The sequence below is a fragment of the Prevotella sp. P5-64 genome (assembly GCF_002251285.1).
In the GTDB taxonomy this organism is placed as follows: domain Bacteria; phylum Bacteroidota; class Bacteroidia; order Bacteroidales; family Bacteroidaceae; genus Prevotella.
Map to the genome: position 1 here is coordinate 18,323 of NZ_NPJK01000005.1, position 26,690 is coordinate 45,012.

21 protein-coding genes are annotated in these 26,690 nt (G+C 51.9%); 7 read left to right on the top strand and 14 right to left on the bottom strand.

Translation table 11 applies throughout. The features are described 5' to 3' along the window. Positions 1-524: 524 nt before the first annotated feature. Positions 525-1,484, top strand: coding sequence for an agmatine deiminase family protein (locus CIK87_RS01090; protein WP_158216168.1), 960 nt, complete (start codon positions 525-527; stop codon positions 1,482-1,484). A 13-nt stretch (positions 1,485-1,497) separates the two neighbouring features. Beyond that, positions 1,498-2,055, top strand: coding sequence for a hypothetical protein (locus tag CIK87_RS01095; RefSeq protein ID WP_094384743.1), 558 nt, complete (start codon positions 1,498-1,500; stop codon positions 2,053-2,055). Between the two features lie 273 nt (positions 2,056-2,328). Here the strand turns inward: CIK87_RS01095 and CIK87_RS01100 are convergent, their stop codons facing one another. Genes CIK87_RS01100 through CIK87_RS01110 form a run of 3 tightly spaced genes read right to left on the bottom strand, consistent with a single transcriptional unit; the run spans position 2,329 to position 4,029 of the window. Beyond that, positions 2,329-2,607 carry a DUF4834 family protein gene (locus CIK87_RS01100; protein ID WP_094384745.1) on the bottom strand — a complete coding sequence of 93 codons (279 nt, stop codon included), beginning with the start codon at positions 2,605-2,607 and terminating at the stop codon, positions 2,329-2,331. Further along, entirely contained in the window at positions 2,604-3,326 is a 723-nt protein-coding gene (locus CIK87_RS01105; RefSeq protein ID WP_094384747.1) for a phosphatidylcholine/phosphatidylserine synthase, read from the bottom strand. Before CIK87_RS01105 ends, CIK87_RS01100 begins: the two co-directional genes overlap by 4 nt. Before the next feature lie 7 nt (positions 3,327-3,333). Beyond that, the gene (locus CIK87_RS01110) at positions 3,334-4,029 is read right to left on the bottom strand and encodes a phosphatidylserine decarboxylase family protein (RefSeq protein ID WP_022309543.1); all 696 of its coding nucleotides are present in this window, start codon (positions 4,027-4,029) and stop codon (positions 3,334-3,336) included. Positions 4,030-4,159: 130 nt separating this feature from the next. Between CIK87_RS01110 and dnaE the strand changes: the two genes are divergently transcribed. Then, positions 4,160-7,879 (top strand): DNA polymerase III subunit alpha, encoded by a 3,720-nt coding sequence (dnaE, locus tag CIK87_RS01115; protein WP_094384749.1) that lies wholly within the window; start codon positions 4,160-4,162, stop codon positions 7,877-7,879. 107 nt (positions 7,880-7,986) lie between these two features. Here dnaE and pyrH read toward each other — a convergent pair whose 3' ends face one another. The 3 genes from pyrH to CIK87_RS01130 are packed head-to-tail and all read right to left on the bottom strand — an operon-like array spanning position 7,987 to position 9,819. Next, complete coding sequence (gene pyrH, locus CIK87_RS01120) at positions 7,987-8,697, bottom strand: UMP kinase (RefSeq protein WP_022309541.1); 711 nt, start codon at positions 8,695-8,697, stop codon at positions 7,987-7,989. Positions 8,698-8,713: 16 nt separating this feature from the next. After that, a complete protein-coding gene (locus CIK87_RS01125) occupies positions 8,714-9,433 on the bottom strand; it encodes a biotin--[acetyl-CoA-carboxylase] ligase (protein ID WP_254046486.1) in 720 nt (239 codons plus the stop codon). A gap of 5 nt (positions 9,434-9,438) precedes the next feature. Continuing rightward, complete coding sequence (locus CIK87_RS01130) at positions 9,439-9,819, bottom strand: YraN family protein (protein ID WP_022309539.1); 381 nt, start codon at positions 9,817-9,819, stop codon at positions 9,439-9,441. Between the two features lie 366 nt (positions 9,820-10,185). On the opposite strand from CIK87_RS01130, the gene CIK87_RS01135 reads away from it, so the two are divergent. Continuing rightward, positions 10,186-10,953 (top strand): immunoglobulin-like domain-containing protein, encoded by a 768-nt coding sequence (locus tag CIK87_RS01135; RefSeq protein WP_094384753.1) that lies wholly within the window; start codon positions 10,186-10,188, stop codon positions 10,951-10,953. 63 nt (positions 10,954-11,016) lie between these two features. Here the strand turns inward: CIK87_RS01135 and CIK87_RS01140 are convergent, their stop codons facing one another. Continuing rightward, entirely contained in the window at positions 11,017-11,997 is a 981-nt protein-coding gene (locus CIK87_RS01140; protein WP_094384755.1) for an IS982-like element IS1187 family transposase, read from the bottom strand. A gap of 689 nt (positions 11,998-12,686) precedes the next feature. On the opposite strand from CIK87_RS01140, the gene CIK87_RS14525 reads away from it, so the two are divergent. Together CIK87_RS14525 and CIK87_RS01155 are read left to right on the top strand one after the other, a co-directional pair. After that, positions 12,687-14,672 carry a DNA methyltransferase gene (locus tag CIK87_RS14525; RefSeq protein ID WP_216822751.1) on the top strand — a complete coding sequence of 662 codons (1,986 nt, stop codon included), beginning with the start codon at positions 12,687-12,689 and terminating at the stop codon, positions 14,670-14,672. Between the two features lie 4 nt (positions 14,673-14,676). Further along, positions 14,677-15,432, top strand: a complete 756-nt coding sequence (locus tag CIK87_RS01155) for an HNH endonuclease (RefSeq protein WP_094384758.1) — start codon at positions 14,677-14,679, stop codon at positions 15,430-15,432. 484 nt (positions 15,433-15,916) lie between these two features. Here CIK87_RS01155 and CIK87_RS01160 read toward each other — a convergent pair whose 3' ends face one another. Together CIK87_RS01160 and CIK87_RS01165 are read right to left on the bottom strand one after the other, a co-directional pair. After that, the gene (locus CIK87_RS01160; RefSeq protein WP_094384760.1) at positions 15,917-17,089 is read right to left on the bottom strand and encodes an esterase; all 1,173 of its coding nucleotides are present in this window, start codon (positions 17,087-17,089) and stop codon (positions 15,917-15,919) included. 171 nt (positions 17,090-17,260) lie between these two features. Next, positions 17,261-18,052, bottom strand: a complete 792-nt coding sequence (locus CIK87_RS01165) for a Fic family protein (protein WP_094384763.1) — start codon at positions 18,050-18,052, stop codon at positions 17,261-17,263. Between the two features lie 407 nt (positions 18,053-18,459). Here CIK87_RS01165 and trxA point away from each other — a divergent pair, with 407 nt between their 5' ends. Beyond that, positions 18,460-18,774 carry a thioredoxin gene (gene trxA / locus CIK87_RS01170; protein ID WP_094384765.1) on the top strand — a complete coding sequence of 105 codons (315 nt, stop codon included), beginning with the start codon at positions 18,460-18,462 and terminating at the stop codon, positions 18,772-18,774. Between the two features lie 109 nt (positions 18,775-18,883). Here the strand turns inward: trxA and tsaE are convergent, their stop codons facing one another. From tsaE to CIK87_RS01195, 5 genes are read right to left on the bottom strand one after another with little or no spacing between them, the layout of a single operon-like run. Further along, the gene (gene tsaE / locus CIK87_RS01175) at positions 18,884-19,297 is read right to left on the bottom strand and encodes a tRNA (adenosine(37)-N6)-threonylcarbamoyltransferase complex ATPase subunit type 1 TsaE (RefSeq protein ID WP_022311753.1); all 414 of its coding nucleotides are present in this window, start codon (positions 19,295-19,297) and stop codon (positions 18,884-18,886) included. Between the two features lie 6 nt (positions 19,298-19,303). Next, positions 19,304-20,857, bottom strand: coding sequence for a bifunctional response regulator/alkaline phosphatase family protein (locus tag CIK87_RS01180; RefSeq protein ID WP_094384767.1), 1,554 nt, complete (start codon positions 20,855-20,857; stop codon positions 19,304-19,306). A gap of 22 nt (positions 20,858-20,879) precedes the next feature. Next, positions 20,880-25,067, bottom strand: a complete 4,188-nt coding sequence (locus tag CIK87_RS01185; RefSeq protein ID WP_094384769.1) for a metal ABC transporter permease — start codon at positions 25,065-25,067, stop codon at positions 20,880-20,882. Between the two features lies 1 nt (position 25,068). After that, a complete protein-coding gene (locus CIK87_RS01190; RefSeq protein WP_022311750.1) occupies positions 25,069-25,446 on the bottom strand; it encodes a hypothetical protein in 378 nt (125 codons plus the stop codon). After that, positions 25,443-26,690, bottom strand: a complete 1,248-nt coding sequence (locus CIK87_RS01195; protein ID WP_094384956.1) for a 3-phosphoshikimate 1-carboxyvinyltransferase — start codon at positions 26,688-26,690, stop codon at positions 25,443-25,445. The genes CIK87_RS01190 and CIK87_RS01195 overlap by 4 nt, the downstream gene beginning before the upstream one ends.

The following is a 26,690-nucleotide window of genomic DNA, read 5'->3' on the forward strand; positions in this document are numbered from 1 at the left end:
TTGCCTTTGTCCCCTCGTAGCAGCCCGTCGTCGGCTCGTAACGGAAGGAACGAGCCCTCGTACCTATTGCCACGTGCTTCCGTATCGTATGTCACGAGCCCACGTGTCAATTGATACGAGCTGCCAACATGCATCTCAGTGGCGACAGACGGCGTCTGCGTGGGGATGAAGGTTGGTATTGCCATTTTTGTCAGTGGTTGTCTGTGATATCTGTATGGGTTTTGTTGTCATAATGTTCCTGCCATAGTGGCCGATTGCCATTGACGCAAACACCCATATCTGTAAACGTAAATGATTGTGCCATTCGAGAACATTCGCGATGGTTGGATAGTGTCGCTGTACACCTTATACCTTGCTATCCAAGTGCTTGTTTCTTTTGTTTTTCATTAGATGTAATTTATATATAATCTGTGGAAATTCAATAAATAACCTTTCCGAAAGTTCTAACAACTTTTAACTTGTTATTCTTGGTTGGAAGCTCTGTCATGCCTTACCTTTGCATAGCAACTCGTAGATACATCATTATGATAATTACAGAAAATGAAAAAGAAAAGGTTGTCTTTTCTAACCTATTTGCCATAGATTATCCCAAGTTGTATGAAAAACTTGGCGAAATCTTATGTAAGTACCATAGTGGCTATGGGGCTCTCTGCCATACCCAAGACTATTGGGTCAGAGACTATATGCCTGTGCAAGTGGAAGAAGGACTCTTCGTCAAATTCATCTACACCCCAGACTACCTTCAGGCCGAGAAGAGGTATATTACCAATGTCGATGCCGTTATTGCCAAGAATCCTTTTGTCCGTGATTATACTTTCATCGACATCCCTCTCGTTGTAGACGGTGGCAATATGGTCTTCTGCAAAGGATTGGATAACAATGGGGAAGTGCATTATGTGGTAATGACAGAAAAGGTGCTTGTCGAGAACGCCAAGTTGGAGCGAAGCCAGATAGAATCGATAATCGTCAATGCTTTCCAAGAGCCGCGGCTGAATATAGTATGGCTGCCTTGGGATAAAGAAGACGTCTTCGGTCATACTGATGGCATTGTGAGGTATGTCGGTATCAATGGTGAAGGAAAACCCAAAGTACTGGTTAACCTCGAACTCTACGACGATGATATTGCAGATGCCATGTATATGGCTCTCTCCCGGCATTTTGAGGTCGTAGAGCTTCATCTGGACAGTTATGACGAGTTGAGCTGGGCTTATATCAATTCTCTGCAAACCAAAGATTTCATCATAATTCCCGGTATTGGGGATGCCATCACGGATGCTCAGGCTGTGGCCCAATACAACCAGCTTTACCCCAAGTATCGCGACCACATCCATCAGGTGCAGATGCGAGATTTCGTCCTCGCCAATGGAGGTGCGTTGAATTGCTGTACATGGACAGTCTGTGACCGTAGTAAAGTAGGTGCGCCCAGTGTGAGCGGTGGTGTTGAAAACGGAGAATCCCAACAACTTGAATGTATTAACCATTAGAATAAACGATAATATGAAAGAACTTAAACTAATGTTGGAGTCTGTGACTCGGCAGACCACCAAAGAGGAGATAGATGCCCGTTTCCCAATCATAGCGAGATACATTATGGACAACTATGGCATCAAGTCGGGCGATAGGCTGTATCTGCTGAATGAAATAGAGTTTTACTATTACAATCCTCTTTATGATGATTTGAGGGCGGGTAGTAGCAAGAGTCTTATCACTTATAAGCGTAATGCTGCTGCGGGCTGCTGGTTTTTCCATGATTATGGCGTAGACCTCACCTTCAACAGCAGTTCGGCAGAAGGGTTTGGGGGTGGCATCCTGATACGTTCTGTCGAGGATAGCATTACCCATGCTGCTACTGTGGGTCCCGTAAAGTGTGTCAACGAGATATGGGATGACGCAGTCGATGCTTTTAGCCCCACCGCTCCTAATCCGTTCGTTGTGAGGATAGGCGAGCGTGGCATCACTCTCAATGAGCCTGACACTCGGGTAACAGTCGATAAGGTTGACAGGTACAAGAGCCGTTGGAACTTTACGGTTTGTGGCAAAAAGACAAGTCGGTAAACCACCGGTTATATGGTTCAGTCTCACCGCGTATGCCAGTCTTGTCGTCATTTGAGATGTGAGCGCATTGGGGGTGGCTTCCCTGCCCACCCCCTGGCTGTGTTTCAATATCGAGGCTCGTGAGAAACCGCTGTCAGATACTCCGAAGAATGTATGTTGTCCTTTTCGGAATGTGGCATAACGCCAAACGAGCACGGCCTTTTGGGTCGTGCTCGTTTGGCTTATTGGTGGGGCGGTATGTGGGCTGCTGTCGGCTTGTCTTTGGCGGTGTGGCTATTGGGCCTTGTCGTCGTCTTCGTCCACATAGTCTACATATTCGCCTTCGTCGCTACCGAATATCTTCTGGTTTGACTGCTCCGGTGTGCGCTGGTCTATCACGCCGTCGCCTCTGCCGTTGTCGGTCTTGCGGTTGGTGCGCTGGGCGTTTCCGCCACGTAGCTGGTCTATGGCGCTTCTTACGCGCACCCACAGACCTACGCCCATCACGATGATGGCTATGATGCCTACGATGCCTACGATGAAGATGAAGGCTATGAGCTTGAAGAGTATCATTGCTGCTTGAGTTTGTCAGTGAAATTCTTGTACACCGAGACCAGTATGTACCACACGATGATGAGCGATATGCCAGCTACTCCACACACGAGCAGGATGGGAATGCAACAGAGGATGAAGATGTACTTCAGCTGGTTTTCGGCCCATCCCCAGTGCTTGAACTTGAGTGCAAACATGGGTATCTCGGCTATGAGCAGATAGCAGCTCAGCAGTATCAGCACCAGCAGCAGGGGGAGCGCCCAGGGCGAGCTCTCCAGCTGGTCGCGCCATCCGAGGATGAACGAGCCCCAGAAGAGGGCGTTGGCGGGGGTGGGTAGTCCGATGAAGCCCATGGACTGGCGCTCGTCGAGATTGAACTTGGCCAGACGCAGTGCTGAGAAGGCTGCCATGACAAAGGCTGCGAAGGGGATGTAATCGCTCACGGGCATGAGGATGGCGGGGTAGTGTACCATGGTGAGCTCGAAGCCCACGATGGCTGCGGGTGCCAGTCCGAAGGTGATGTCGTCGGCCAGCGAGTCAAGCTCCTTGCCTATGGGCGACGATACGTGGAGCAGTCGGGCGCTCATGCCGTCGAAGAAGTCGAAGGCTGCGCCTATGACAATCCACAGGAGTGCGATGTCTACATTGCCTGTGAAGGCATGGAATGTAGCAATACATCCTGCAATGAGATTGCAGGATGTCAGTGTGTTGGGGATAATTTTCTTGATGGTCTGTAACATGGTTGTATCAGTCCTTTAGTTTGGCTATCACTGTCTGGTCGCCCGTGGTGGTCTGTCCCATCTTGACACACACCTCGGTGCCTATGGGCAGATATACGTCTACGCGCGAACCGAACTTGATGAAGCCCAGATGTTCGTCGATGAAGCATTCCTCTCCGGGCTTGGCGTAGGTCACGATGCGGCGTGCCACGGCGCCGGCTATCTGTCGGCAGAGGATGTCGGTACCCTCGGGCGTGGTAATCATGATGTCGGCGTGCTCGTTCTCCTCGCTTGCCTTGGGCAGCCATGCCTTGTGGAAGTTGCCGTTGCGGTGGTTTACAAACTTCACCTTGCCGTCTACGGGGAACCAGTTGGCATGCACGTTGAAGAGGCTCATGAAGATTGATACCATGAGGCGGCGCTCATGGAAGTACTCGTTCTCCTCTACCTCTTCGATTACTACTATCTTGCCGTCGGCGGGCGCAACGACCAGCCGCTCGGTGTCTTCGCTGCCGAAGTAGCGTATAGGACATCTGAAGAAGTTGAGGATGATGGCATATATGGAGCCGAAAATGACAAGGAACGACCAGAAGGGAATCTTGGTCTCAAACGAACGGTGCAATATCAGCGCGACGGCGGCAATGAAAATGAAACCATAGATGATGGTGTCTGTGCCCTCGCGGTGGATACGTATCTTTTTTAGTTTTTTAATTCTATTGCCCATAAGGTTACTCTATATTCTATGCAAAGATACATTAATTAATGTGATGTCGCAAATATTGGCCGCGTTTTTTTTGTGGATGTCGGCAAATGTATGTAACTTTGAAACCCCAAACACAATTTTCGCCACCATTATGGAAGATTTTATACACCTGCACGTACACACCCACTACTCTATACTCGACGGTCAGTCCAAGATACCCCACCTGGTCGACAAGGCCATTGCCGACGGCATGCGCGGTATGGCGGTCACCGACCACGGCGTGATGTATGGCATCAAGGAACTGGCCGACTACTGCGCCGGAGTCAACAAGAAGCGCAAGGAGGAGGGGCTCGAGCCTTTCAAGCCCATCCTGGGTTGTGAGATGTATGTGGCGCGCCGCCGCAAGGAAGACAAGGTCAAGGAGATGGGCGACAACAGCGGTTACCACCTCATCGTGCTTGCCAAGAACTATAATGGTTACAAGAATCTCATCAAGCTCGTCTCCAATGCGTGGACAGATGGCTACTACTATCGTCCGCGTACCGACCGCGCCGATCTCGAGCGCTACCACGAAGACCTCATCGTCTGCTCGGCATGTATCGCCGGCGAGGTACCCTCCAAGATTCTGCATGGCGACATCGAGGGAGCCCGCGAGGCGTGTGAGTGGTATCATCGCGTGTTTGGCGACGACTATTATCTCGAGCTCCAGCGCCACGAGGTGACCGACCCCACCATCCTGGCCAACCGCGAAGCCTTCCCCCTGCAGCAGAAGGCCAACAAGGTGCTCATCGAGATGGCCCGCGAGTATGGCATCAAGCTCGTCTGCACCAACGACTGCCACTTTGAGGACAAGGAGACCGCCGAAGCCCACGACCATCTGCTCTGTATCTCTACGGGCAAGGACCTGGACGACCCCAACCGCATGCGCTACTCCAAGCAGGAGTGGTTTAAGACCCGCCAGGAGATGAACGACATCTTCAGCGATGTGCCCGAGGCGCTTGCCAACACCACCGAGATACTCGACAAGGTCGAGATATACAGCATCGACCACGGCCCCATCATGCCCTTCTTCCCCATCCCCGAAGACTTTGGCACCGAGGAAGAGTGGCGCCGCCGCTTCACCGAGGAGCAGCTCTTCCACGAGTTCACCTCCGACGAGAACGGTGAAAACCCGCTGCCTCCCGACGAGGCCCAGAAGGTGATAGACCGTCTGGGCGGCTACGACAAGATATACCGTATCAAGTTTGAGGCCGACTATCTGGCCCACCTCGCCTACGAGGGCGCCAAGGAGCTCTATGGCGACCCGCTGCCCGACAATGTGAAGGAGCATATCAACTTCGAGCTCCACGTCATGAAGACCATGGGTTTCCCCGGTTACTTCCTTATCGTGTCAGACTTCATCAATGCCGCCCGTCGCGACCTCGGCGTGTGGGTAGGTCCGGGCCGTGGCTCGGCTGCGGGTTCGGTTGTGGCCTACTGTCTGGGCATTACGCGCATAGATCCGCTCAAGTACGACCTGCTGTTCGAGCGTTTCCTCAACCCCGACCGTGTGAACCTCCCCGATATCGATACCGACTTCGACGACGACGGCCGAGGCAAGGTGCTGCGCTGGGTGATGGACAAGTACGGCCATGAGAACTGTGCCCACATCATTACCTATCAGGCTATGGCCACCAAGAACTCCATCAAGGATGTGGCGCGCGTGGAGCGTCTGCCCCTCGACAAGGCCAACGCCCTCTGCAAGGCCATCCCTGATCGTCTGCCCGACGGCATGAAGATGAATCTCACCAATGCCATCAAGGCCACGCCCGAACTGCGTGATGCCGAGGCGTCGTCCAATCCCCAGGAGCGCAACACCATCAAGTATGCCAAGATGCTCGAGGGCACCGTGCGCGGTGTGGGGCTCCATGCCTGCGGCTTCATCATCTGCCGCGACCCCATCAGCAACTGGGTACCCGTGTCTACTGCCGACGACCCCGACTTCCCTGAGTTCAAGACGGCTGTCACCCAGTACGACGGCCACGTCATCGAGTCTACCGGCCTTATCAAGATGGACTTCCTGGGACTGAAGACTCTCTCCGAGTTGAAAGAGGCGGTAAAGAACGTGAAGCTGACCAAGGGCATCGATGTCGACATCGACACCATACCCATCGACGACGAGCTCACCTACAAGCTCTACCAGGAGGGCCGCACCATCGGTACCTTCCAGTTTGAGTCGCCCGGCATGCAGAAGTATCTGCGTGAGCTCCATCCCACCGTGTTCGAGGACCTCATCGCCATGAACGCCCTCTATCGTCCGGGTCCTATGGACTACATTCCCGACTTCATCAAGCGCAAGCACGACCCCTCGCTGGTGACCTACGACATACCCTGCATGGAGAAATATCTCAAGGACACCTATGGCATCACCGTCTACCAGGAGCAGGTGATGCTCCTGTCGCGCCAGCTGGCCAGCTTCACCCGAGGCGAGAGCGACGCCCTGCGTAAGGCTATGGGTAAGAAGAAGAAAGCCATCGTAGACGCCATGAAACCCAAGTTTATCAAGCAGGGACAGGCCAACGGCCACGACCCCCAGGTGCTCGAGAAAATCTGGGGCGACTGGGAGAAGTTTGCTTCCTATGCCTTCAACAAGTCTCATGCCACCTGCTACTCCTGGGTGGCCTACCAGACCGCCTATATGAAGGCTCACTATCCGGCCGAGTTTATGGCTGCCATCATGACCCGCCGCAAGAGCGACATCAAGGAGATTACCAAGCTCATGGACGAATGTCGCACCTACGGCGTGCCCACCCTGGGCCCCGATGTCAATGAGAGTTACGAGAACTTCGGTGTAAACCACCATGGCGAGATACGCTTCGGACTGGCTGCCATCAAGGGTATGGGCGAGGCTGCCGCCACCGCCATCATCAACGAGCGCGAGGTCAACGGCCCCTTTGCCGATATCTATGACTTTGCCGAGCGCGTGGACTTCCGCAATGTCAACCGCAAAGCCTTTGAAAGCCTTGCCTACAGCGGAGGCTTCGACAGCTTCGGGCTCTATCGTGAGCAGTATTTTGCACCTTGTGGCAAGGAGGGCTCGTTCCTCGATGCCATCGTGCGTTATGGACAGCGCTTCCAGGCGTCCAAGGCCGAGGCTGCCACTTCGCTCTTCGGCGCCGACGATGTAGAGATAGCCCATCCACAACCATCCAAGCCAGAGCAGTGGAACACACTCGAACGACTCAACAAGGAGCGCGAACTGGTGGGCATCTATCTCTCAGCCCATCCGCTCGACGACTACGAGGTGGCGCTCAAGCACCTCTGCAATACCCAGTGTATCGACATCCGCGGTCGCGACACCGATATGGAGCCGCTGAGCAAACTGCAGGAGATAACCTTCGGCGGAATCATCACCGAGTCGACCGAGCGCTTCTCCAACTACAGTGGCAAGCCCTTCGGTATCATCCAGATAGAAGATTACAGCGGCACTGGCGAGTTGAGTATCTTTGATGCCGAATGGCCCAAGTGGAACGGCATGCTCAAGAAGGAATATCTCGTGCGCATCACCGCCAAGTGCGTGGAGCGCTACCGTGGTTCGGGCAAGTTCCAGCTCAATATCGTCAACGTAGAGTTCCTCGTCGATGTCAAGAACCGCGGCATCACCAGCATGACGATAGGCATAGACTGCGACAAGTTTGACGAGCAGCTTGAAGACAACCTCGCCACCAAGCTCAACGACAACCTCGGCCAGACCCCCCTGCTCATACGCTTCTACAACTGTATGGACCAGAGGGGCGAGATAGTGATGCGCTCGGCCAAGAGCGTCAATGTGACCAGGAAACTGCTCGACTTCCTCGACGAATATCACTTCAGCTATCAGTTCAATACCTGACGACTCCCTCCGCTGCGTGGCGGTGGTTGCAGATACGAGAAATGGTTCGACAGCAGCTCAATGCAAGCTCTATCGAACCATTTCTCGTATCTGTAGTAAGGGTGTTATCAGTTGTGAACCAGTGTGCCTATCTCTTCGCCGTCCATCACGCGCTTGAGGTTGCCCACCACATCCATGTTGAATACATAGATAGGCAGATTGTTCTCCTTGCACATCGTGGTGGCGGTGAGGTCCATCACGCGCAGGTTGCGGGTATAAATCTCGTCGAAGGTGATGTCGTGAAACTTGGTGGCAGTGGGGTCCTTCTCGGGGTCGGCGGTGTAGATGCCGTCTACGCGGGTGCCCTTGAGCATCACATCGGCCTCAATCTCTATGCCTCGCAGCGACGAGCCGGTGTCGGTGGTGAAGTAGGGGCTGCCCGTGCCGCCCGAGAAGATGCACACGCGGCCGTCTTCCATAGCCTCGATGGCCTTCCACTTGCTGTAGAACTCGCCGATGGGCTCCATGCGTATGGCGGTGAGCACCTTGGTCTTTACGCCCTCGGCCTCGAGAGCCGAACTCAGCGCCAGCGAGTTGATTACCGTGGCACACATGCCCATCTGGTCGCCCTTGACGCGGTCGAAGCCCTTCTGGCTGCCGCTCAGTCCGCGGAAGATGTTGCCACCGCCGATGACGATACCTATCTGCACACCCATCTCGTGTATCTCCTTGATTTGGCGGGCATAGTCACCCAGTCGCTCAGGGTCGATACCATAATTCTGATTGCCCATCAAGCTCTCGCCCGAGAGTTTGAGGAGGATTCTCTTAAATCTTGCCATAGTCTTATTTGTATTTTCAGATGATAAATTCCACTTCCTTGAACGCATAGCTGCGCTGTCGGCCCTCGCTGTCGCGCAGACTGAGCCTGCCGTCGTAGGCCACGCCCACCAACTCGGCGTCAAATTCGCCGTCGGCGTCGCGATAGCGGTAGAAACCCTTGCGGCGGTAGAGCGCCTCGTGATACTCGCGGCTTATGCCGGCATAGTCGCCCTCCAGCACCCGTCGGTAGTAGTCGCCAAAGGCTTGGAGGATGCGCTCGAGCAGATGGTCTATGCTCTCGTCGCTGCCCGTAATCTGGCTGAGTGACACGGGGTTGGGCACGTCGCTGGTGAAGCGTCGCTGGTTTACGTTGATGCCCGTGCCCAGTATCATGCGCTTCAGTCGGCCGCCGCTTACCGCCGTCTCGATGAGCGTTCCGCTGAGCTTGCGGTCGCGGTGGTAGATGTCGTTGGGCCACTTCAGCTCCATGCCGTCGGCATAGGCATCGAGCGCCCGCTTCAGGGCCAGCGCTTCGGCCATAGCCAGCACAAACTGGTGGCCTATCGCCACCTCCACGGGACGTATCTGTATCGAGAAGAGCAGGTTCTGTCCCTCAGCGTCCTCCCATCGGTTGCCTCCCTGTCCGCGTCCGGCGGTCTGGTGGCGTGCTGTGACCACCACCACATCCTCATCGCCCCGATAGGCGTGCAGATAGGTATTGGTCGAATCGACGGTGTCCAGTCTTATCACTCTCATATCACTCATCTACTCAGCAGCAATGGGTTGAAGGCATCCTCAGTGTGTATCACGTCGCAGTGGCGCGAGTCCATGCCCACCACGGTGATGATGTCAAACCTCACATCGGCGTCAATGCCCATCTGCTTGACATAGGCATTGGCGGCAATGGCGAGATTGCGCATCTTGGTCTCGTCGACGGCCAGGATAGGGTCTATCGTCAAGCCCTCCGAGCGCGTCTTCACCTCGACGATGACCAGCAGGTCCTGCGCCTCGGTAATGGCCACGATGTCCAGATCGCGCTTGCCCAGTCGCCAGTCGCGGTCCTTGATGATATATCCATGGTTCTCCAGGTAGCATGCCGCCACCTCTTCTCCCCATTTGCCTAAGTCGTTGTGTTCTGCCATAACTGTCTGCAAATGTAACACTTTTCCGCCACTCAGCCAACTAAAGGCAAGAGAAATAGGCTGCGCCCCACCAATATTGCCGCCATCGCCGCTCCCGGTTTACATCGCCGCCGCTTAAGGAGTAGCGGAGTTTCAAAGTCAGTGTAATTGCTAAATTCGAGTAGGGTGGTTATGCAAACTTCTCCTGGAAATGCGCTTTATTCAGCTAAATGTGTAAATTTTTGATAGATTTAGCTGAATATACGCCATGTTTTAGTATTTTTGCAACTGAAACATTGATACTTGAATATGTTTCCTGATACGAAAAGAAATATACTATAAGAGTTCATATCTCTCTACATGTTAAATTATTAATTGCTGATAACTATGAGATTGAAGCCAAAACTCCTCAATGCAATAATATTAGGATTGACAATGTTCCTTTCAATGCAAACAGCTTTTGCTGCTTGCAAACAGTCATTTGCCGCTCAACAAAAGAAGGTAGCGACCATTAGCAAAAAGAGAGTTGTCAAGAGCAAGAAGAGAACCTATCGCAAGGCTTCGGCGCGTAAATATTCGCATAGGGAACTGAACGCCATTATGCGGATACTTGAGCGGAAGTTCCTGTCGGAAGACAAGACCCCGGCCTTGCGAAATGTTGTTGGATTTGGAATGGGATCCAACTCCATTGATGTTGCGCTCCGTTGGAACACGAAGGAGAAGCAGCAGGAGTTTCGTAGGCTGATTTACAACTCGCCCGCCATCAGGTTTGAGGGCAAGTTGGACCCTATCATCGACAACAGGGAAGGCGTGAGCACCTACCAAGGCATCTTCCTCAAGGCGGAGAAGCCTTCCTATCCATTGGGCACCACGGAGATCAGATTCACGATTACCAACCATAGTGGCGAAGAATTTGTGTATGGCGATGCCTATAGCATCACGGCCCAAGGAGCGGATGGCAATTGGTTTGTTGTGCCCACCGATTGCTCGTTCACGGCCATCGGTCATGTTTTAAGCGATGGTCAAAGCGGCACCATCACGGCCCATCTTTTTCCCGATATTCTTCCAAACAATCCTGGCGTCTATCGCTTCTTCTATGAAGAAAACATAGATGGCAATAAGGTGCTGCTTATGGCAACCTTTGAGTTGAAGTAAATAAAAAAGAATTGTTGCTTATGAAAATACTCTTCAGTTTATTGGCATTACCTGTTGGCGGAATTAATTTAGTGCATACTTAATTCTGCCAATTGGCTTGTTGTTAATGAAGTTTACGTATTGCAGAATGGTAAGTGCACTAATTTTGCCAATGATTCTGGCAAACAATCCATTCGTTATTTTCGCGTAGTTCCTGATGACCAGGAACTGGTCTGTAAGTTGTGAGAATGTTGTCTCAATCCTCTTTCTTGCCTTTGCAAACGGAATGAATGTCGGTTTCCAATCCTTTTGGTTGAGCCGATATGGACACTCCAGTCTTATGTGTGCGGTTTCAAACAAGTCAAGCTGTACGTCAGCTCCAATATACCCTTTGTCACCATAGATGCTACAGTCGTGATAAGTATGTTTTACATCCTTCATATAATGGAGGTCAGCCACACTTGCCTTTGACAGATCATAGGAATGGATAACTCCACTTAACCCACAGAGAGCGTGTAACTTATAACCAAAATAATACGTGTTCTGCGAAGCACAGAAGCCGAAGTCGGGAGCTTGCGAGAAATTGCCGGCACGCCCCATCTTGCAACGTTTTCCTCTTGCAACCCTACAAACCTCTATCGGCTTGGAGTCAACAAAGAATTGTTCCTCTCCGCCATCCATTTCCATGGCAATCCTCTTGCGCAGTTCCTCACACAGGCCTGACGTTTTCTTCCTGCGGTCATTGAACTGTCTCCTTGATATGAGATTGGGAATACTGTCCTTGTGTTCTTGCAATTTATAGTCGAACAACCACTTCTCGCTATCAATGCTCTCGGTCTCTGCCGTCAGGGATAGCGCCACCACTTCCAAATCTGAAAACTTGGGAACAGGACCACGACGTGGAACATTACCAGATTCATTGACGAGATTTTCAGAGAATTGCTTGCATATCTCAAGTATTTTGACGAATTTTGTATAAAGGTTGTACATACGATGATTTGAACTTAATGTTTTGATCACCACTAAGTTACTAAAAATCAGCGACATGTACAACTTTTTACTCATATTTGTCAACTTAAATTAATTCCGCCAACTGGTAGAGATGGAAAATTCGTGCCTAATATGGTTACAGCTTATTGAGTTTACTCATGCTGTGGGCCTTTATTTTGTGTGCCAGGCTTATGAGGCTCTAAAAAGGATTTCATTCTCGTAAAACTTAAAAATATGATTAATAATTGGTAATGCGCTTTATTCAGCTAAATATGTGTTTTTTTGATAGATTTAGCAGAATATACACCATTTGGGGTTATTTTTGCGGCATACCCCAAGTCAATCAGCACGCCGCCAAGAGTATAAGTGCCAACAATTATCTTAATCTTCTTCTTGATAATCTGCTGATGGCATGCAATGTGCCAATATACCACAATAACGTGGAATGTTGCTGTTGTGAGAAGCAAATTGGGGGACAAGATAATCGTTAAATCTTCAAAGGTTAGTGTGAGGCTGCATATATAACATGGTAATTAAAGGACAATTTTCGATTCAGGGAAATGTATGGAATAGATTAATGGGATGTAAAAGAGAAAATATTGCAAGTCTAAAGGCAAATATCGCTAATTAATGGAGAGTGGTATCAGGTTTAATTACTAAATATTAATAGAAAACGGACAATTATTCGCTATTCTCGTTGCTTTTACATAACTTTGTGTTCAAGTTTAATCAAATAGATAATTACTTAACGAAGAATAAGGACAATGAAAGACCCCGATTGGCAGAAGTGCGTTTTATGTGCAGACAGTAAGAATGTAATAAAACGTATTCCTGATAATTCTATCGACTTCATTTTGACCGACCCTCCATATAATCTCGGTCAACATTCAACTGGCAATATACCATTGCCAGGCCGTTCGGCTATGAATAATGATGTTGCTGATTGGGATATGGTAGATTTCAATCCAGAAGAATGGGCTGATGAATTCATTCGTATATTAAAGCCTACAGGAAATTTGTTCATATTCACTTCATATAATCAACTTGGACGTTGGTACAATTGTCTTGATCAAAAGTTTGATACAACAAATTTCATGATTTGGCATAAAACCAACCCTGCTCCCAAAATTTTTAAGGTTGGCTTTCTGAATAGTTGTGAAATGATATTTGTATGCTGGAATAAAAAACACACATGGAATTTCCTATCGCAGAGAGAGATGCATAACTTCATAGAAAGTCCGATATGTATGCGTCCAGAACGCCTAAGCAACCCAAAACATCCAGCGCAAAAGCCTCTTGCCATATTAAAAAAAATGATAGAGGTGGCAACAAACGAGAATGATATAGTATTTGACCCGTTTATGGGAGTGGGATCAACAGGAGTAGCCGCAATAGAACTGAAAAGGCGTTTTATTGGAGTTGAATTAAATAATGAATATTTTGAAGCAGCAAAGAAACGAATAAATATGGCATTCAATAAGGGCAGTAAATTAAACACCACGGATTACTCTTTAGAAGAGGATTCATACATGGTACACGAACCATCAGTCGGGGTACATACTTCGCTTTTTATGCTTGATAGTTTTTTCAAAGCCAAAGCATCTACAACGCAATCTGTGTTTATAGATAGGAAAACGAGCTTATCTCCTATAATTAAGTGGCCTGGCGGTAAGGAGAAAGAATTGAAGTATATTATTCCTAATCTGCCACAGTTTGAAAGATATTTTGAACCTTTTGTAGGAGGAGGATCCGTGTTCATGGGAATCAATGCAAAAGAGTATTTCATTAATGATTTCTCTGAAGAATTGGTTCAACTTTACCGATACATATCTGAAAATGACAAGGATTTTTACAGATATGTAGAAGCTATGGATGCGTCATGGAACAATGCAGAGAATTTTTTCCATAACAACAAAAAGCTAGTTGATGTTTACTTAAACTTCAAGAGTGGGGAATTAGACAAGGAAGGCCTTAAAAAATACATTGTAAATTTTATTACAAGAAAGAAGGATGAAATTGAAAGTATTTTAGATAATGCTTTTCGTGGAGTACAATGTATTATGTGCAAGGAACTTGAAACAAACCTATTTCGCAAGATGGTGCGCATGTGCGAACTTGAATTGCAAAAGCAGGATTTGCCTCTTAAAGACTTAAACGACAACATCGAAACGGCTATCAAGAGTGCGCTATATATGAATTATCGCAACTTGTACAACGACAAAAGTATTGGCGGAGATAATCCGCATATGTATAGTGCATTGTTCTTTTTCATGCGCAACTATGCATATAGTGGCATGTTTAGATATAGTAGGAATGGCAAATTCAATGTTCCGTATGGAGGTATAGCCTATAATAGCAAAATGATGAAAAAGAAACTCAATTATTATCGATCAAGACTTTTGCAGGATCATTTTGAGAATGCTCATATCTACAATTTAGATTTTGAAGCATTCCTAAGAGAAGTTCAGCCAAACGAAAATGATTTTGTTTTTCTTGATCCTCCTTACGATAGTGAATTCAGTACCTATGCTCAAAATACATTCACAAAGGCAGACCAAGAAAGACTCGCAAATTTCATGATAAATGAGTGCAAAGCCAAGTGGATGATGATTATTAAGAATACCGATTTTATATATGAATTGTACAGTAAAAAAGGTATAAATATTCGAACATTCGATAAGGAATATCTTGTTAGCTTCATGAATAGAAACGACAAGAAAGTTACGCATCTTCTCATAACAAATTATTGATAGTATGAAACGTATAACGGAAAGTCAGTTGGTTTTGCCAGCTTTATACTTGATGTCAAAATCAGTAAATGGTTTTGTCTCCACAAGTGATTTAATCTCTGGGTTGACCGAAGTGTTGCACCCAACCGGTGTTGATGCAGAAATATTATCAGGCAGATCAGATACTTACTTCTCTCAGAAAGTTAGAAACTTGAAAAGCCATGATACATTTCAACGTGATAATTATGCAACTAATGTACCTGGTGGTTTTTGTATCACTTCTGTTGGAAAGGAGTATCTCGGCGCTCATAGTGAGGCATTATCTTACTTGTTCGAAGAAGATTTCAACTACGAAGATGTAAAAACTGCAATTGAAAGCATTGCCTCAAGTGGCAATAGGCGCGTGCTGCCTATAGAGGAAATTGTATCAGAAGGAAGAGTTGTTACAAGAAATGTTCAGACGCGAGAAAGGTCTTCACATTTAAGAAAGATAGCGATTGAACATTTTACCCGTAACAATATCATCTCTTGTGATTGTTGTGGTTTTAATTTCCCCAAATATTATGGTGATGTTTATGGCAAGGATTGTATAGAAATCCACCATAAGAGACCTATTTTCCAGTATCAAGGAGATACATTTGAACAGTTGGTGGATAGTGCATTAGAAAACTTATTGCCTGTATGTCCGAACTGTCATAGAGTGATACACAAAAACCACATTGGAAGTGATGGCATTGCTGCTTTCATTCATGATGTTCAACAAAGAAGAATAATTCTCTAAGTTGTTATATAGTATGTGTAATCGTTTGAGTTTAGACATAATCCAAAACTCAAACGATTGGCTAAATCTGAATCATCGGTAGTAACTAATCAAACTATTAACCGCAATTTCGGAAGTCATTTATAAGCCTTTTTAGAAAGGAACTTGGCAATCGGACGAGATGGCAATCATCATGCTCCTTGTCGCGTTTCAGGATCTTCCTTCTTGCTTAAGCATATTGATAATTATTGCTGCCCTCTAAACTAAAAATAGCACAATTACTCCGCCCGAAGTCCTCCAATCTGGGACTCCGGGCTTGTTTTTTCAAAAAGTAAGCTCCTCTCTAATCAGACAGACTTTGGATCCGGGTGGTATAGCCTCCTGAACCATTTTTGCCCAGTCTTTTTCTGGTCCATCAAGTTTAGCGGACAGCAATAATAAAAAAACAAAGATACAGCCATTGCTGGCTGTATCTTTATGGTTCTCTGGGGGATGTCGTTATGCTTTACTTGAACAGCTGGGGGATGAACAGGAGCGAGTACTGGCGCCAGTTGCACCAGAGGTGGCCGCGCGGACTCTCGTGGAATGTGTACTTCAGTCCGTCTTTGTCCATGCGCTCCATGAGCCGCTTGTTCGCTGGCAGCAGCCAGTCTTCGTTGCCGCATGCAATCCAGTAGAGTTTGGGGTTGCCTTGTGCCAGCTTGGTGAGCTTGGCATCGAGGTTGGCATAGGCTGGAACCTCCTCCATATTAAGATGGGAGAAGTCGACGCCGGCGGAGTAGAGGCCGATGTAATTGAACATGTCGGGATAGTTGGCTGTAATCATAAGCGTGTGCATACCACCCATTGACAGTCCGGCAATGGCGCGATGTGCCTTGTCGGGGATGGTGTTGAATGTGGCATCTACATAGTTTACGATTTCAGGGAACGCCAGTTCGAAGAGTCCGTCCTTGTAGTGTGGCAAGAGGTGGGTCGATACGGGTCTGAACGCGAGATTCTCTGCCGTCTCGCCGGCAGCAGCCTGCTTGCCGAAGTTGCCGTTGGGCATGACGACAATCATCGGCACACACTTACCTTCGGCAATGAGGTTGTCCATGATGCGCGCCATGTGGCCCAAGTCGAGCCATGCTGTCTCGTCGCCACCACTGCCATGGAGAAGATAGAATACAGGATATTTCTTGTCGGTCTTGCCATATCCGGCAGGCAGATACACATTCATACGGCGGTCGGCGTTGGCCGTGTTGGAGTGATACCATACCGTGCGCACCTGACCATGGTCCACATCCTTTACCAGATATTCGTCGGCAGCGCCGCCACCTACATAGAAGATGCTGAATATGTTGCCCACATCGCGGCGCGTAAACGGATTTACAGGGTCGATGCCCAGCACTCCGTCGATGTCAAAGCGATAGGTGAACATTTCGGATGCGAGCTGCGGAGTGGTATACTCCCATACTCCATCCTTGCCTTTCTTCATTGTAGCCTGGCCGTTGTTCTGCTCCCAGTCGGCCAATATCTTCACACTCTTGGCCTTGGGCGCTTTCACGCGGAAGGTTACGGTGTGGTCGTCGTTTACCTGTGGCGAAACGATGTCGCCCTCACGATACGAGATGTTCTGCTGTGCGCTCATGCCCATTGCGACGAGCATGGCTGCCATTGCTACGATAGTCTTCTTCATAGATTCTATTTTTAGTTGTTGATTCCTAATAGTATCTACAAAAGTAATAATAATTTGTCATAACCGGACACATCTTCCGTAGCTTTTTTCATTTATGTTATTCGGTTTCGACTCCGACTCTTTTCTTGTCGGTCAATGTAGAAACCTCAACGTGTCTTCGTTCAGGCTGTTTTAGAAGAGAAATGTCGTAAAGCGTTTGGTGTTTGCTTCTTTCTGCTTCAATTCTTCTTCCATCCTCTGTGTCGCCATCTTGAAAAAGAAACGAATGAGATGTTCATCGGTCGCTTCTGTACGAATCATGCGGAGCGCAGCAATGTATTCCTTGCGATTCTCTGACGGGATGATAAGGAGGGGATGCCCCATGCGCAACAGTATGTAGTTGCTGACCAGACGCCCGGTTCTCCCATTGCCATCGCGGAACGGATGGAGATATTCGTAGAAACCATGGAAACGGGCAGCAAGTATCATGGGGTGTACATTAGCGGCGACGATGGTTTCCTCTGTCGATTCCAATAGCTTTGGCACTCTTGCGATGAGTTCTTTATGGTTGCCGAAGACCGTGTCGCCAGCCGTCATATCCGTAGTGGTGTATTCTCCCGCGACGGCTTCGGGAGCGTGATAAGAAAGCGTGTGACGGGTAACTCGCCTGTTGATTTCCTTGAGCAGTTCTTCGTCGATAGGATGCTGCGTATTTTGCATCATATACTCGAATGCCTCGAAGTGGTCAAGCATTTCGAATGCCTCGAAAAGCGTCTTTCCCGCAGGAATCATTCCCAATCCTTTCTCCTTCAGCTCTCGGGTGTCATCTACGGAGAAAGAGTTGCCTTCAATGGCGCACGAATGAGTGGAAAAGAGCACCTCGTTGTATTTGATGTACTCTTCTCTATTCATTTGATTGATAATCGAGGTCTGGTATTGCTGCCTTGCCGCCTCGTATTCTTTTATTTCTGTGTCGAACGCCATTATTGCTTTCTTGTTGTTCTCTGCGGTGATTGGGGGATGCCTGTAGACACAGGCTTAGTTATTTATCATGGCAAAGATACAGTAAAAAAACTAAGCGCCAAACTTTTCTGACGGAAATCGTTCATTTTTGTTAGGCAATGATGCCACCCAACACCTGAAACGCCACAGAGAAGCATGCTTTCTTATGTATTGCGCTCGGTTTGCGTTACTTTACGGCATTGCCGTGAAGATAGGCTGCACTTCGCCAATAAAAATAAATATGATTTATTTTGTATTGCGCTCGGTTTGCGTTACTTTACGGCATAGCCGTGAAGATAGGCTGCACCTCGGCAATAAAAATAAATATAATTTATTTTGTATTGCGCTCGGTTTGCACTATCTTTGCAGAAGAATTTATAATAATCAAGATGGAAGTAACAATCACTAACGAGAATTTTAAGGACTATCTGAATGGCGAACTGCCATTGGTAGTGGATTTGTGGGCTACATGGTGCGGACCTTGCCGCGCGCTGGCTCCCATTGTATCTGAGTTGGCCGAAGAGTACGACGGCCGTCTTGTTGTGGGCAAGTGTGACATCGAGGAATACGATGACATCGCTACCGACTATGGCGTGCGCAATATACCTACCATCCTCTTCTTCAAGGGTGGCGAACTGGTAGACCGCTTCGTGGGCGCAGCCAAGAAGGCGGTAATCGAAGAGAAGTTCAAGGCACTGCTCTAATCCCACGTGCTTATTGGGGATTAACAGCCTGTACAGACCGAAAACAACGAGCCGGGTATGCTGACGATTGTCGCATATCCGGCTCGCTGTATATATAAATAAGGTGGAGCTAAAACTCCAGCAGGCGGCTGCCGTCGGCATCGACGCTGATTTTTACGCGCACGGTGTCATCGGGCAGGATGTCTTCTATCAGTTCGGGCCACTCCAGGAGACAGAGGTTGCCGCTGTAGAAGTAGTCTTCGTAGCCCATGTCATAGACTTCCTCGATGCGGCGGATGCGGTAGAAGTCAAAGTGGTAGATGGGGTCGCCATGCCCGTCGGTGTATTCATTGACGAGGGCGAAGGTGGGCGAGGTGATGACGTCGTCTACGCCCAGTTCCTGGCACAATGCCTTGATGAAGGTGGTCTTGCCGGCGCCCATGCCGCCATAGAATGCGATGACGCGGGCTTCGCCGATGCTGTTGACAAACTGCTGTGCCGCTGCGCGTATGGCGTCGAGCGACTCTATTCTGATCTGTGTCATATCTTTTTATCTTTTCTTGGGTTTCAGTGTGATGAGGGGGATGAGCATCTCTTCCATCGAGATGCCGCCGTGCTGGAACGTGTTCTTGTAATAAGACACGTAGTAATTGTAGTTGTTGGGGTAGGCGAAGAAGCTGTCGCCGGTGGCAAACACATAGCTGGTGCTCAGATTGGGCATAGGCAGCTGGGCCTGCTTGGGGTCGCGAATGACAAACACGTCCTTGGCGTTGTAGCTGAGGTTCTTGCCCAACTTGTAGCGCAGATTGGTGTTGGTGTTGCGGTCGCCTACTATCTTGATGGGGTTGGTGCAGCGTATGGAGCCGTGGTCGGTGGTCACCACCACGCGGTATCCAGTAGAGGCGAGTGCCTTGAAGAGGTCGGCGATGACCGAGTGGCGGAACCACCCGAGGGTGAGGTTGCGGTAGGCAGACTCGTCGTTGGCCAGCTCGCGTATCATCTTAGACTCGGTGCGGGCGTGCGAGAGCATGTCGATAAAGTTGATTACCACCACGTTGAGGTCGTTGCCCGTATACTCGTTGAGGCGCCCCAGGAACTTCTCTGCTGCAGCGCTGTCGTTGATTTTGTGATAGCTGAAGGTGTCGTGGCGGCGGTAGCGGTCTATCTGGGTCTGGATGAGCGGCGCCTCGTTGAGGTTCTTGCCCTCTTCCTCGTCTTCATCGACCCACAACTCGGGAAACATCTGTGCTATCTGCGTCGGCATGAGTCCGCTGAAGATGGCGTTGCGTGCATACTGGGTGGCTGTGGGCAGGATGCTGGTATACATGTCTTCGTCTATCTCGAAGAGGTCGCTGATTTCCTGAGCCAGCATGCGCCACTGGTCGTAGCGGAAGTTGTCGATGACCACGAGAAACACCTTCTCGCCGCTGTCGAGCATGGGGAAGATGCGACGGCTCATGATGTCGTTGCTCATCAGCGGACGGTTGCTGTTGCCGGGCTTCACCCAGTCCAGATAGTTCTTGCGTATATACTTGGCAAAACCTATATTGGCTTCCTCCTTCTGCATCTGCAGCATCTCGGTCATATTGCTGTCGGTGCTACTCAGCTCCAGCTCCCAGTGGGTGAGCTTGCGGTAGATGTTCTGCCAGTCTTCGAGCGTCTGGCAGTCCATAATCTGCATCATCAGGTTCTGGTAGTTCTGCTGGTAACCGCTCTGTGTCACCTCGGTCTCTATCTCGCGCCGATGTATGTTCTTTTTGAGGGTGAGGAGTATCTGGTGGGGGTTGACGGGCTTGATGAGATAGTCGGCTATCTTTGAGCCGATAGCCTGGTCCATGATGTCTTCTTCCTCGCTCTTGGTCACCATCACCACGGGAGTCGCCGGGTTGATCTCCTTGATGCGTTGCAGTGTCTCGAGACCGGTGAGGCCGGGCATCATTTCGTCGAGAAGCACCAGGTCGAAGGTGCGCTGCGCACACTGTTCTATGGCATCGGTACCATTGGTTACGGTAACCACCTCGTAGCCTTTCTTCTCAAGAAACAAGATGTGGGCACGCAGCAGTTCTATCTCGTCATCGACCCATAGTAATAATCCGTTTGTCATAATTGTTGTCTCTGTTAATGGGTTAAAATCCCTCCAAGTCGTAGTATTCGTCTTCGAGGTCAAACTTTTTCTTCTTTGCCGCAGCCTTGGGCTTCTTGGTCTTGGTGGTGTCGGCAGGCGCCTTGGTGACTTTGTCGCCGAAGTAGAAGCCTGTCTTGCTTACGGGCTTGGGCGTAGCGGGCTTTGCCGCTGGCTTGGTGGCAGGAGCCGTCGGCTTGGCTGTCGTAGCCGCTGGCTTGACGGCTGGGGTGGCGGTCTTTGTGGCAGGCTTGGCAGCCTTGGCCTTCTGAGTCTCTTCGGGCAGCGCGACGATGGTGCCGTTGGCCTTGGGCGCTTCCTCAGTCTGTGGCGCGCTGACGATGGTGCCGTTTGCCTTTGGCGTTTCCTCGGTCTGCGGCGCGCTGACGATGGTTCCGCCTGCCTTGGTCGTTTCCTCAGTCTGCGACTCGCTGATGATGGTGCCCGAGGTGGCTGCGCCCTCCTTGCCCTCGTCGGGCAGTACGTAGGTACCACCCTGCTGTTGAGGCCTCTGCTCGCCCTCGTCTATCACCATACCCTCGCCCAGGGCATTGTCGATATCCTCTACCGAAGGCTCATCGCCCTGGCGGGTCACTATCTCGGCGGGCTCGGCCAGCAGACGGAAGGTGCTCACCTTGAGCGGCACGAAGTGCTTGTCGTAGTACTGCGCATAGTCGTCGTAGCTGTAGGGATGGCCGATGAGCTCGAGGTTGGCCTCGCTGATTATCATCGTGCGCAGTCCGGCATGGCGTTGCAGAATGTGCTGGGCGTAGAGCTGCCGCGCATATTGCAGGGCTTCGTCGTAGTTGCGGAAACCGCTCACCTCCATGTGGCAGAGGCCGTGGGCGTCGTTGACTCCTATCTCAAAGTTGCGCACCAGGTAGTTGGTGAAGTTATAGCGCGCCAGCTCATACAGCAGTTGGTTGGCATTGATGGAGTCGGGCTGGTAGACGATGACAAACTTGAAGTCGATGTCGCGCTCGTTGGTAAACGTGGGTATCGAGTCTCCACCCTCGCTGTCGAGCAGTGCCGAGCGGCGGCTCCACACGTCGCCGATGTCAAACTTGCCGCCACGCAGCTGGCGACCCGCGTTGACGCCGTTGATTATCATGCCCGCCAGCGTGCTTATCTCGCTCTGCGGATATTGCTCGACCACGCGCTTGAGGTCTGCCAGACAGCTGTCGGGCTGGCCCATGTTGAGCTTGGTCAGTGCACCCACAAAGAGGAACTTGTCGCGGTTGTCGCCCATGGGGAAGCGCTGCTCCGACACCTTGAGATTGCGCATCACGTCGTCCATCCTGTCGTCCTTGAAGGCGGTGTAGGTGGCGGCGTAGAGCGAGTCTTCGAGATGGGTGCCCTCGCGGGCGTTGGCTTCAAAGTAGGGGTCGGTGAGGATGGTGGTCCACTGGCTCTCGGCATAGTGCTGGCGCATCAGGTCGAGATAGTGGCGCGCCGTCTCGCCGCGGTGGCTGCGCATATAGAGCAGGAAGAGGTGGTAATAGACCTCGTCCATGTTGGCGTTGCTCTCATACTGGTTGGCCAGACGCGTCAGGTATTTCTCGCTCAGCCTGAGGTTGTCGAGCTTGTCCTTGAATATCACGCCGGCATGGAAGAGGCCGTCCATAATCAGGGCGTTGCTCTGCTCCACCTGCTCGGGAGTGAAGGGTATCTGGGCGAGGTAGTACTCGCGCTTGTGCGGGTCGTTCTGCAGACTGTCGGTGGTCGATGCTAGCGAGTCTTGCAGCGCTTCCTCGCGGGCTATGGAGTCGCGCTGCTCGTCGGTGAGCTCGTCCTGCTGCCCCATGCCAGCCACCACGGTCTTGTTGACGCGCTGCCAGTTGTCCACATTCTCTCGCTTGCCCCACAACTTCTGGAAGGTGGCCTTGCCCTGGCTCACGGCGATGGGGTTGTAGAAGTACCACTGGCCGTTGCCTGTCGTGGCGGTGTTGTTGGGTCTCGACGGGGGGTTGTTGCGGTTGTTGCCCATATCGTCGCGGTCCATGTTCTCGTTCTGCTGCTGCATGGCGTCGGCTTCCTGCTGGGCGCGACGCTCTTCGCGTTCCTTCTTCTTGAGTGCGTCGATGACGCGGTCTATGGCGGCGTTGCGGTCTTTCTCGCTCATGCGGGCGAGCGACTGGAGCGAGTCCTGCAGCTCCACGGCGTCGGTGTGGGGCACCAGCTCGTCGAGTATCTTGGAGCGGTCGGAGAGCTGGCGGTAGTCGGGGCGGTCCTGGTCCAGCAGACCTATCGCCTCGCCATAGCAGCGGCGGGCGTCGCCAAACTTCTCCTTCTGCCAGTAGAGGTTGCCCAGACTCAGCAGCAGCACGCCCTTCTCTATACCGTTGCGCACCGACTCCTTGGCGCCCTTCTCATAGGCTCCGATAGCATGGGCGGTGTCGCGGTCGGCCAGATAGATGTTGCCGATGGCATAGTATACCTGGTCGAGATATTCCTTGTTGTTGTCCGATGCAGCCATACGGCGCAGACGGCTTATCATGCGGCGCGACTGGCCCTTGGCCATTACCTCGGTCTGGGCGATGCGGGCGTTGAACTCCAACTGGTAGGGCGGGTTGAGGCGCACCACGCGGCGGAAGGCGTGGTAGGCAGAGTCGGGCTTGCCCACGGCGGCATAGAGCTGCCCCAGCAGATACCACTCGCGGGCTCGCTGCTTGCGGCGCATCTCGTGGCGTATCACGCGGCGCAGATAGGGGATGGCGCGCTGATAGTCGGCCGTGTGTATGTAGTAGTCGGCATAGGTGTAGTCCCACTCCTTGACGGCGCGCCAGTCCATGGAGTCGCGCGCCATGTTGCGTATCACGTCTTCGGCGTCGTAGAGCCAGCCCTCCTGCACATAGCATTTGGCGAGCCAGGCGCGGGCCTTGCCATAGATGGCGGGCTGGGTGGCGTAGAGGCGGCTCATGTAGGAGAAGGTAGAGGCGGCTTCGTCAAACTGGCCCATGTGAAACTGCGAGCGCCCCATGAGCATCCAGGCTTTCCAGAGGAAGGGGTTATACTCGCGACGGCTGAGCCACTCGATGTCGCGCTCGGTCTTGCGCCGCTGCTTGTCCCACACGGGGCGCCGCTTGATGCTGTGCTGGTGTATGGCTTTCTCGGCCTTGGTCACCGCACGCTCAAAGTTGCTCTTGCCCAGCTCCTTGCTATTCTTGTTGCTGACGGTGTAGAGGGGTATCAGTTCGGTATAGTTGTCGCGGTTGCCCTCTTCCTTTTCGAGCGCGCCGTCTATGTATGCCATCGCACCGTTGTAGTAGGTGTTGTAGCGCGCGTTGAAGGCATGCCAGAACCTCGACGACGAGGTGTTCTTCTGCGTAGAGCACGAGCTGAGTGCCACCACCGCCACCGCTGTCAGCGCCATGGCGCCACGCAGTCGCCGGCGGCCCATCAGCGTCTTGGCGGTGCGTGCCAGGGCGTAGACGATGATGCCTACAAAGATGATGGTGGCTCCCGAGGGCACGTTGAGCCAGTAGGAGAGTGCCAGTCCCGTCATGCAGTCTATCCAGCCGATGACGATGCTCAGCGCTATCATGCGCTTGTAGCTGTAGGTGAAGATGTTGGCGGTCATCTGGGGGATGGTGAGCAGACTGATGGCAAGCACGATGCCCACCATGCGCAGGGTGGCCACGATGGTCATGGCTATCACCGCCATCAGCGTATATTCTATCATGTCGACGGGCAACTGCTGGGCGCGGGCGAAGATGGGGTCGAACGCCACGCTCACGATGCTGCGGAAGAACATCACCGTGAGTGCCGCCACTATCAGCGTGAGCCCGCCGAGCAGCACCAGGTCGCCATGGCCTATGGTGAGCAGACTGCCGAAGAGGTAGGAGTTGAGGTCGGGCATGAACTCGGGCGAAAGAAAGCAGCAGATGATGCCCACGCTCATGCCCAGGGTCCAGAAAAAGGCGATGGTGGAGTCTTCGCGCACGTCGCCGCGGTGCGACAGCCACTGCACGCCCAAGGCGCTGGCCACGGCAAAGGCCATGGCAGAGACTACAGGATTGATACCGAAATACACCCCCAGCCCGATGCCGCCAAAGGAGGCATGGGTGATGCCGCCGCTGATGAAGACCAGCCGCCGCGTCACGATATAGGTGCCCACGATGCCGCAGAGGATGCTGGCAAGGAGCGAGCCTATGATGGCGTTCTGAAAGAAGGTGTAAGTCAGCAGTTCCATGTCATCTTTCCATCAGCATGATTACTTCGTCTTTGAGGGCGTCGGGGAGATTGATGCCGCGCAGGATGAGGCTGCGGTTCCACCCTGCCACCTCGTCGGGGCGCATGGTGTAGAGCACGTCGGCAAACTCGTGTACCTCGTCGTCGGTATACTCGTCGGAGCGGCGGCCACGGTAGCGGTCCAGCTCTTCATCGTCGTAGTATTCTATCTCGCGGGTGGCGGCTTCCATCATGCACTCCTGCTCACATTTGGTGTTGGTGCCGTCGCAGGTGCCGCAGCTCGCGGCTGGCGGGGTAGCCTCGGCGCCGTCGTGCTGGCGCAGCGACAGGAGGGCTGCCACGATGCCCAGGACTATGAGGGAGGTAACGAGATATATCATGGGCGCTTGGTAATCTGGAAACCGGCACGACGCAGGTCGTCCCAGTAGTGGGGATAAGACTTGGACACCACTTCAGGGTCGTTGATGGTGATGCTGCCCAGGGCCAGGGCTGCAGGGGCAAAGGCCATGGCCATGCGGTGGTCTTGATAGGTGTCGATGGGCTCCATGGTGGGCTCGCAGCGCTCGAGGTTCCATATCAGTTCGCTGTCGTTGCGGTCGGTGAGCACCACGCCCAACTTGCGCAGCTCGCACTTCAGCGCCTCAATGCGGTCGGTCTCCTTGATGCGCAGACTGGCGAGACCGGTGAAGTGGAAGGGGATGCCGCGCATGGCACAAGCCACGACAAAGGTCTGGACAAGGTCGGGCGAACTGACGAAGTCGTAGTCCAACCGGGGCAGACGGCGGTGCTGGTGGCTGAGCACCACTTGGGGGGTGCCGTCGTCGCCGGTGCCGAAGGTGGTCTTCACTCCCATGAGCGAACCGATGTAGCGGCAGATGGTGTCGCCCTGGCGCGAACCGTCCATCAGGCCGGGCAGTACCACGCGGGGCTCGTTGTCGTCGCAGAGGGCAAGCATCTCATACCAGTAGGAGGCGGCACTCCAGTCGTTCTCCACAGCATAGTCGGCGGGCTGGTAGGGCACGGGCGCCACCGTGATGGTGTCTACATCGCTCCACTCGGCCTTGGCGCCAAACTCGGTCATGGTCCACAGCGTCAGGTCGATGTAGGGGCGCGACACGATGTCGCCCTCAAGACGCAGCTCGAGGCCGCGGCGGAGCATGGGGCCTATCATGAGCAGGGCAGAGATATACTGCGAACTGACATTGCCGGGCACCGACAAGCTGCCGCCCTCGATGGCGCGGCCGCAGATGGCGAGGGGAGGATAGCCCTCGTCGCCCAGATAGCTGATCTCGGCGCCCAGACGGCGCAGGGCATCGACCAGCACGCCGATGGGGCGGTGGCGCATGCGCTCGGTGCCGGTAATCGTGTGGCAGCCGTGGGTCACGCTGAGATAGGCGGTGAGAAAGCGCATCGCGGTGCCGGCAGCACCGATGTCGATGGTCTCGGGCATATCGCGCAGGGCGGCGGCGATGACGCGGGTGTCGTCGCAGTCGGAGAGGTTGGCGGGTAGTGAACTGCCGCCGGCAAGGGCCTGGATGACGAGCGCCCTGTTGCAGACGCTCTTTGAAGCCGGCAGCGTGATGGTGGTGTTGATATGTTGGGGTGGCTGGATGGTATATTGCAT

Coding starts and splice junctions, on each gene's coding strand:
- CIK87_RS01155 (WP_094384758.1), top strand. CDS start 14,677: ATGAAACGTATAACGGAAAGTCAGTTGGTTTTGCCAGCTTTATACTTG.
- CIK87_RS01095 (WP_094384743.1), top strand. CDS start 1,498: ATGAAAGAACTTAAACTAATGTTGGAGTCTGTGACTCGGCAGACCACC.
- CIK87_RS01090 (WP_158216168.1), top strand. CDS start 525: ATGATAATTACAGAAAATGAAAAAGAAAAGGTTGTCTTTTCTAACCTA.
- pyrH (WP_022309541.1), bottom strand. CDS start 8,697: ATGGCAAGATTTAAGAGAATCCTCCTCAAACTCTCGGGCGAGAGCTTG.
- dnaE (WP_094384749.1), top strand. CDS start 4,160: ATGGAAGATTTTATACACCTGCACGTACACACCCACTACTCTATACTC.
- CIK87_RS01180 (WP_094384767.1), bottom strand. CDS start 20,857: ATGACAAACGGATTATTACTATGGGTCGATGACGAGATAGAACTGCTG.
- CIK87_RS01135 (WP_094384753.1), top strand. CDS start 10,186: ATGAGATTGAAGCCAAAACTCCTCAATGCAATAATATTAGGATTGACA.
- CIK87_RS01185 (WP_094384769.1), bottom strand. CDS start 25,067: ATGGAACTGCTGACTTACACCTTCTTTCAGAACGCCATCATAGGCTCG.
- trxA (WP_094384765.1), top strand. CDS start 18,460: ATGGAAGTAACAATCACTAACGAGAATTTTAAGGACTATCTGAATGGC.
- tsaE (WP_022311753.1), bottom strand. CDS start 19,297: ATGACACAGATCAGAATAGAGTCGCTCGACGCCATACGCGCAGCGGCA.
- CIK87_RS01190 (WP_022311750.1), bottom strand. CDS start 25,446: ATGATATATCTCGTTACCTCCCTCATAGTCCTGGGCATCGTGGCAGCC.
- CIK87_RS01195 (WP_094384956.1), bottom strand. CDS start 26,690: ATGCAATATACCATCCAGCCACCCCAACATATCAACACCACCATCACG.
- CIK87_RS01125 (WP_254046486.1), bottom strand. CDS start 9,433: ATGAGAGTGATAAGACTGGACACCGTCGATTCGACCAATACCTATCTG.
- CIK87_RS01165 (WP_094384763.1), bottom strand. CDS start 18,052: ATGGCGTTCGACACAGAAATAAAAGAATACGAGGCGGCAAGGCAGCAA.
- CIK87_RS01110 (WP_022309543.1), bottom strand. CDS start 4,029: ATGGGCAATAGAATTAAAAAACTAAAAAAGATACGTATCCACCGCGAG.
- CIK87_RS14525 (WP_216822751.1), top strand. CDS start 12,687: ATGAAAGACCCCGATTGGCAGAAGTGCGTTTTATGTGCAGACAGTAAG.
- CIK87_RS01160 (WP_094384760.1), bottom strand. CDS start 17,089: ATGAAGAAGACTATCGTAGCAATGGCAGCCATGCTCGTCGCAATGGGC.
- CIK87_RS01140 (WP_094384755.1), bottom strand. CDS start 11,997: ATGAGTAAAAAGTTGTACATGTCGCTGATTTTTAGTAACTTAGTGGTG.
- CIK87_RS01100 (WP_094384745.1), bottom strand. CDS start 2,607: ATGATACTCTTCAAGCTCATAGCCTTCATCTTCATCGTAGGCATCGTA.
- CIK87_RS01130 (WP_022309539.1), bottom strand. CDS start 9,819: ATGGCAGAACACAACGACTTAGGCAAATGGGGAGAAGAGGTGGCGGCA.
- CIK87_RS01105 (WP_094384747.1), bottom strand. CDS start 3,326: ATGTTACAGACCATCAAGAAAATTATCCCCAACACACTGACATCCTGC.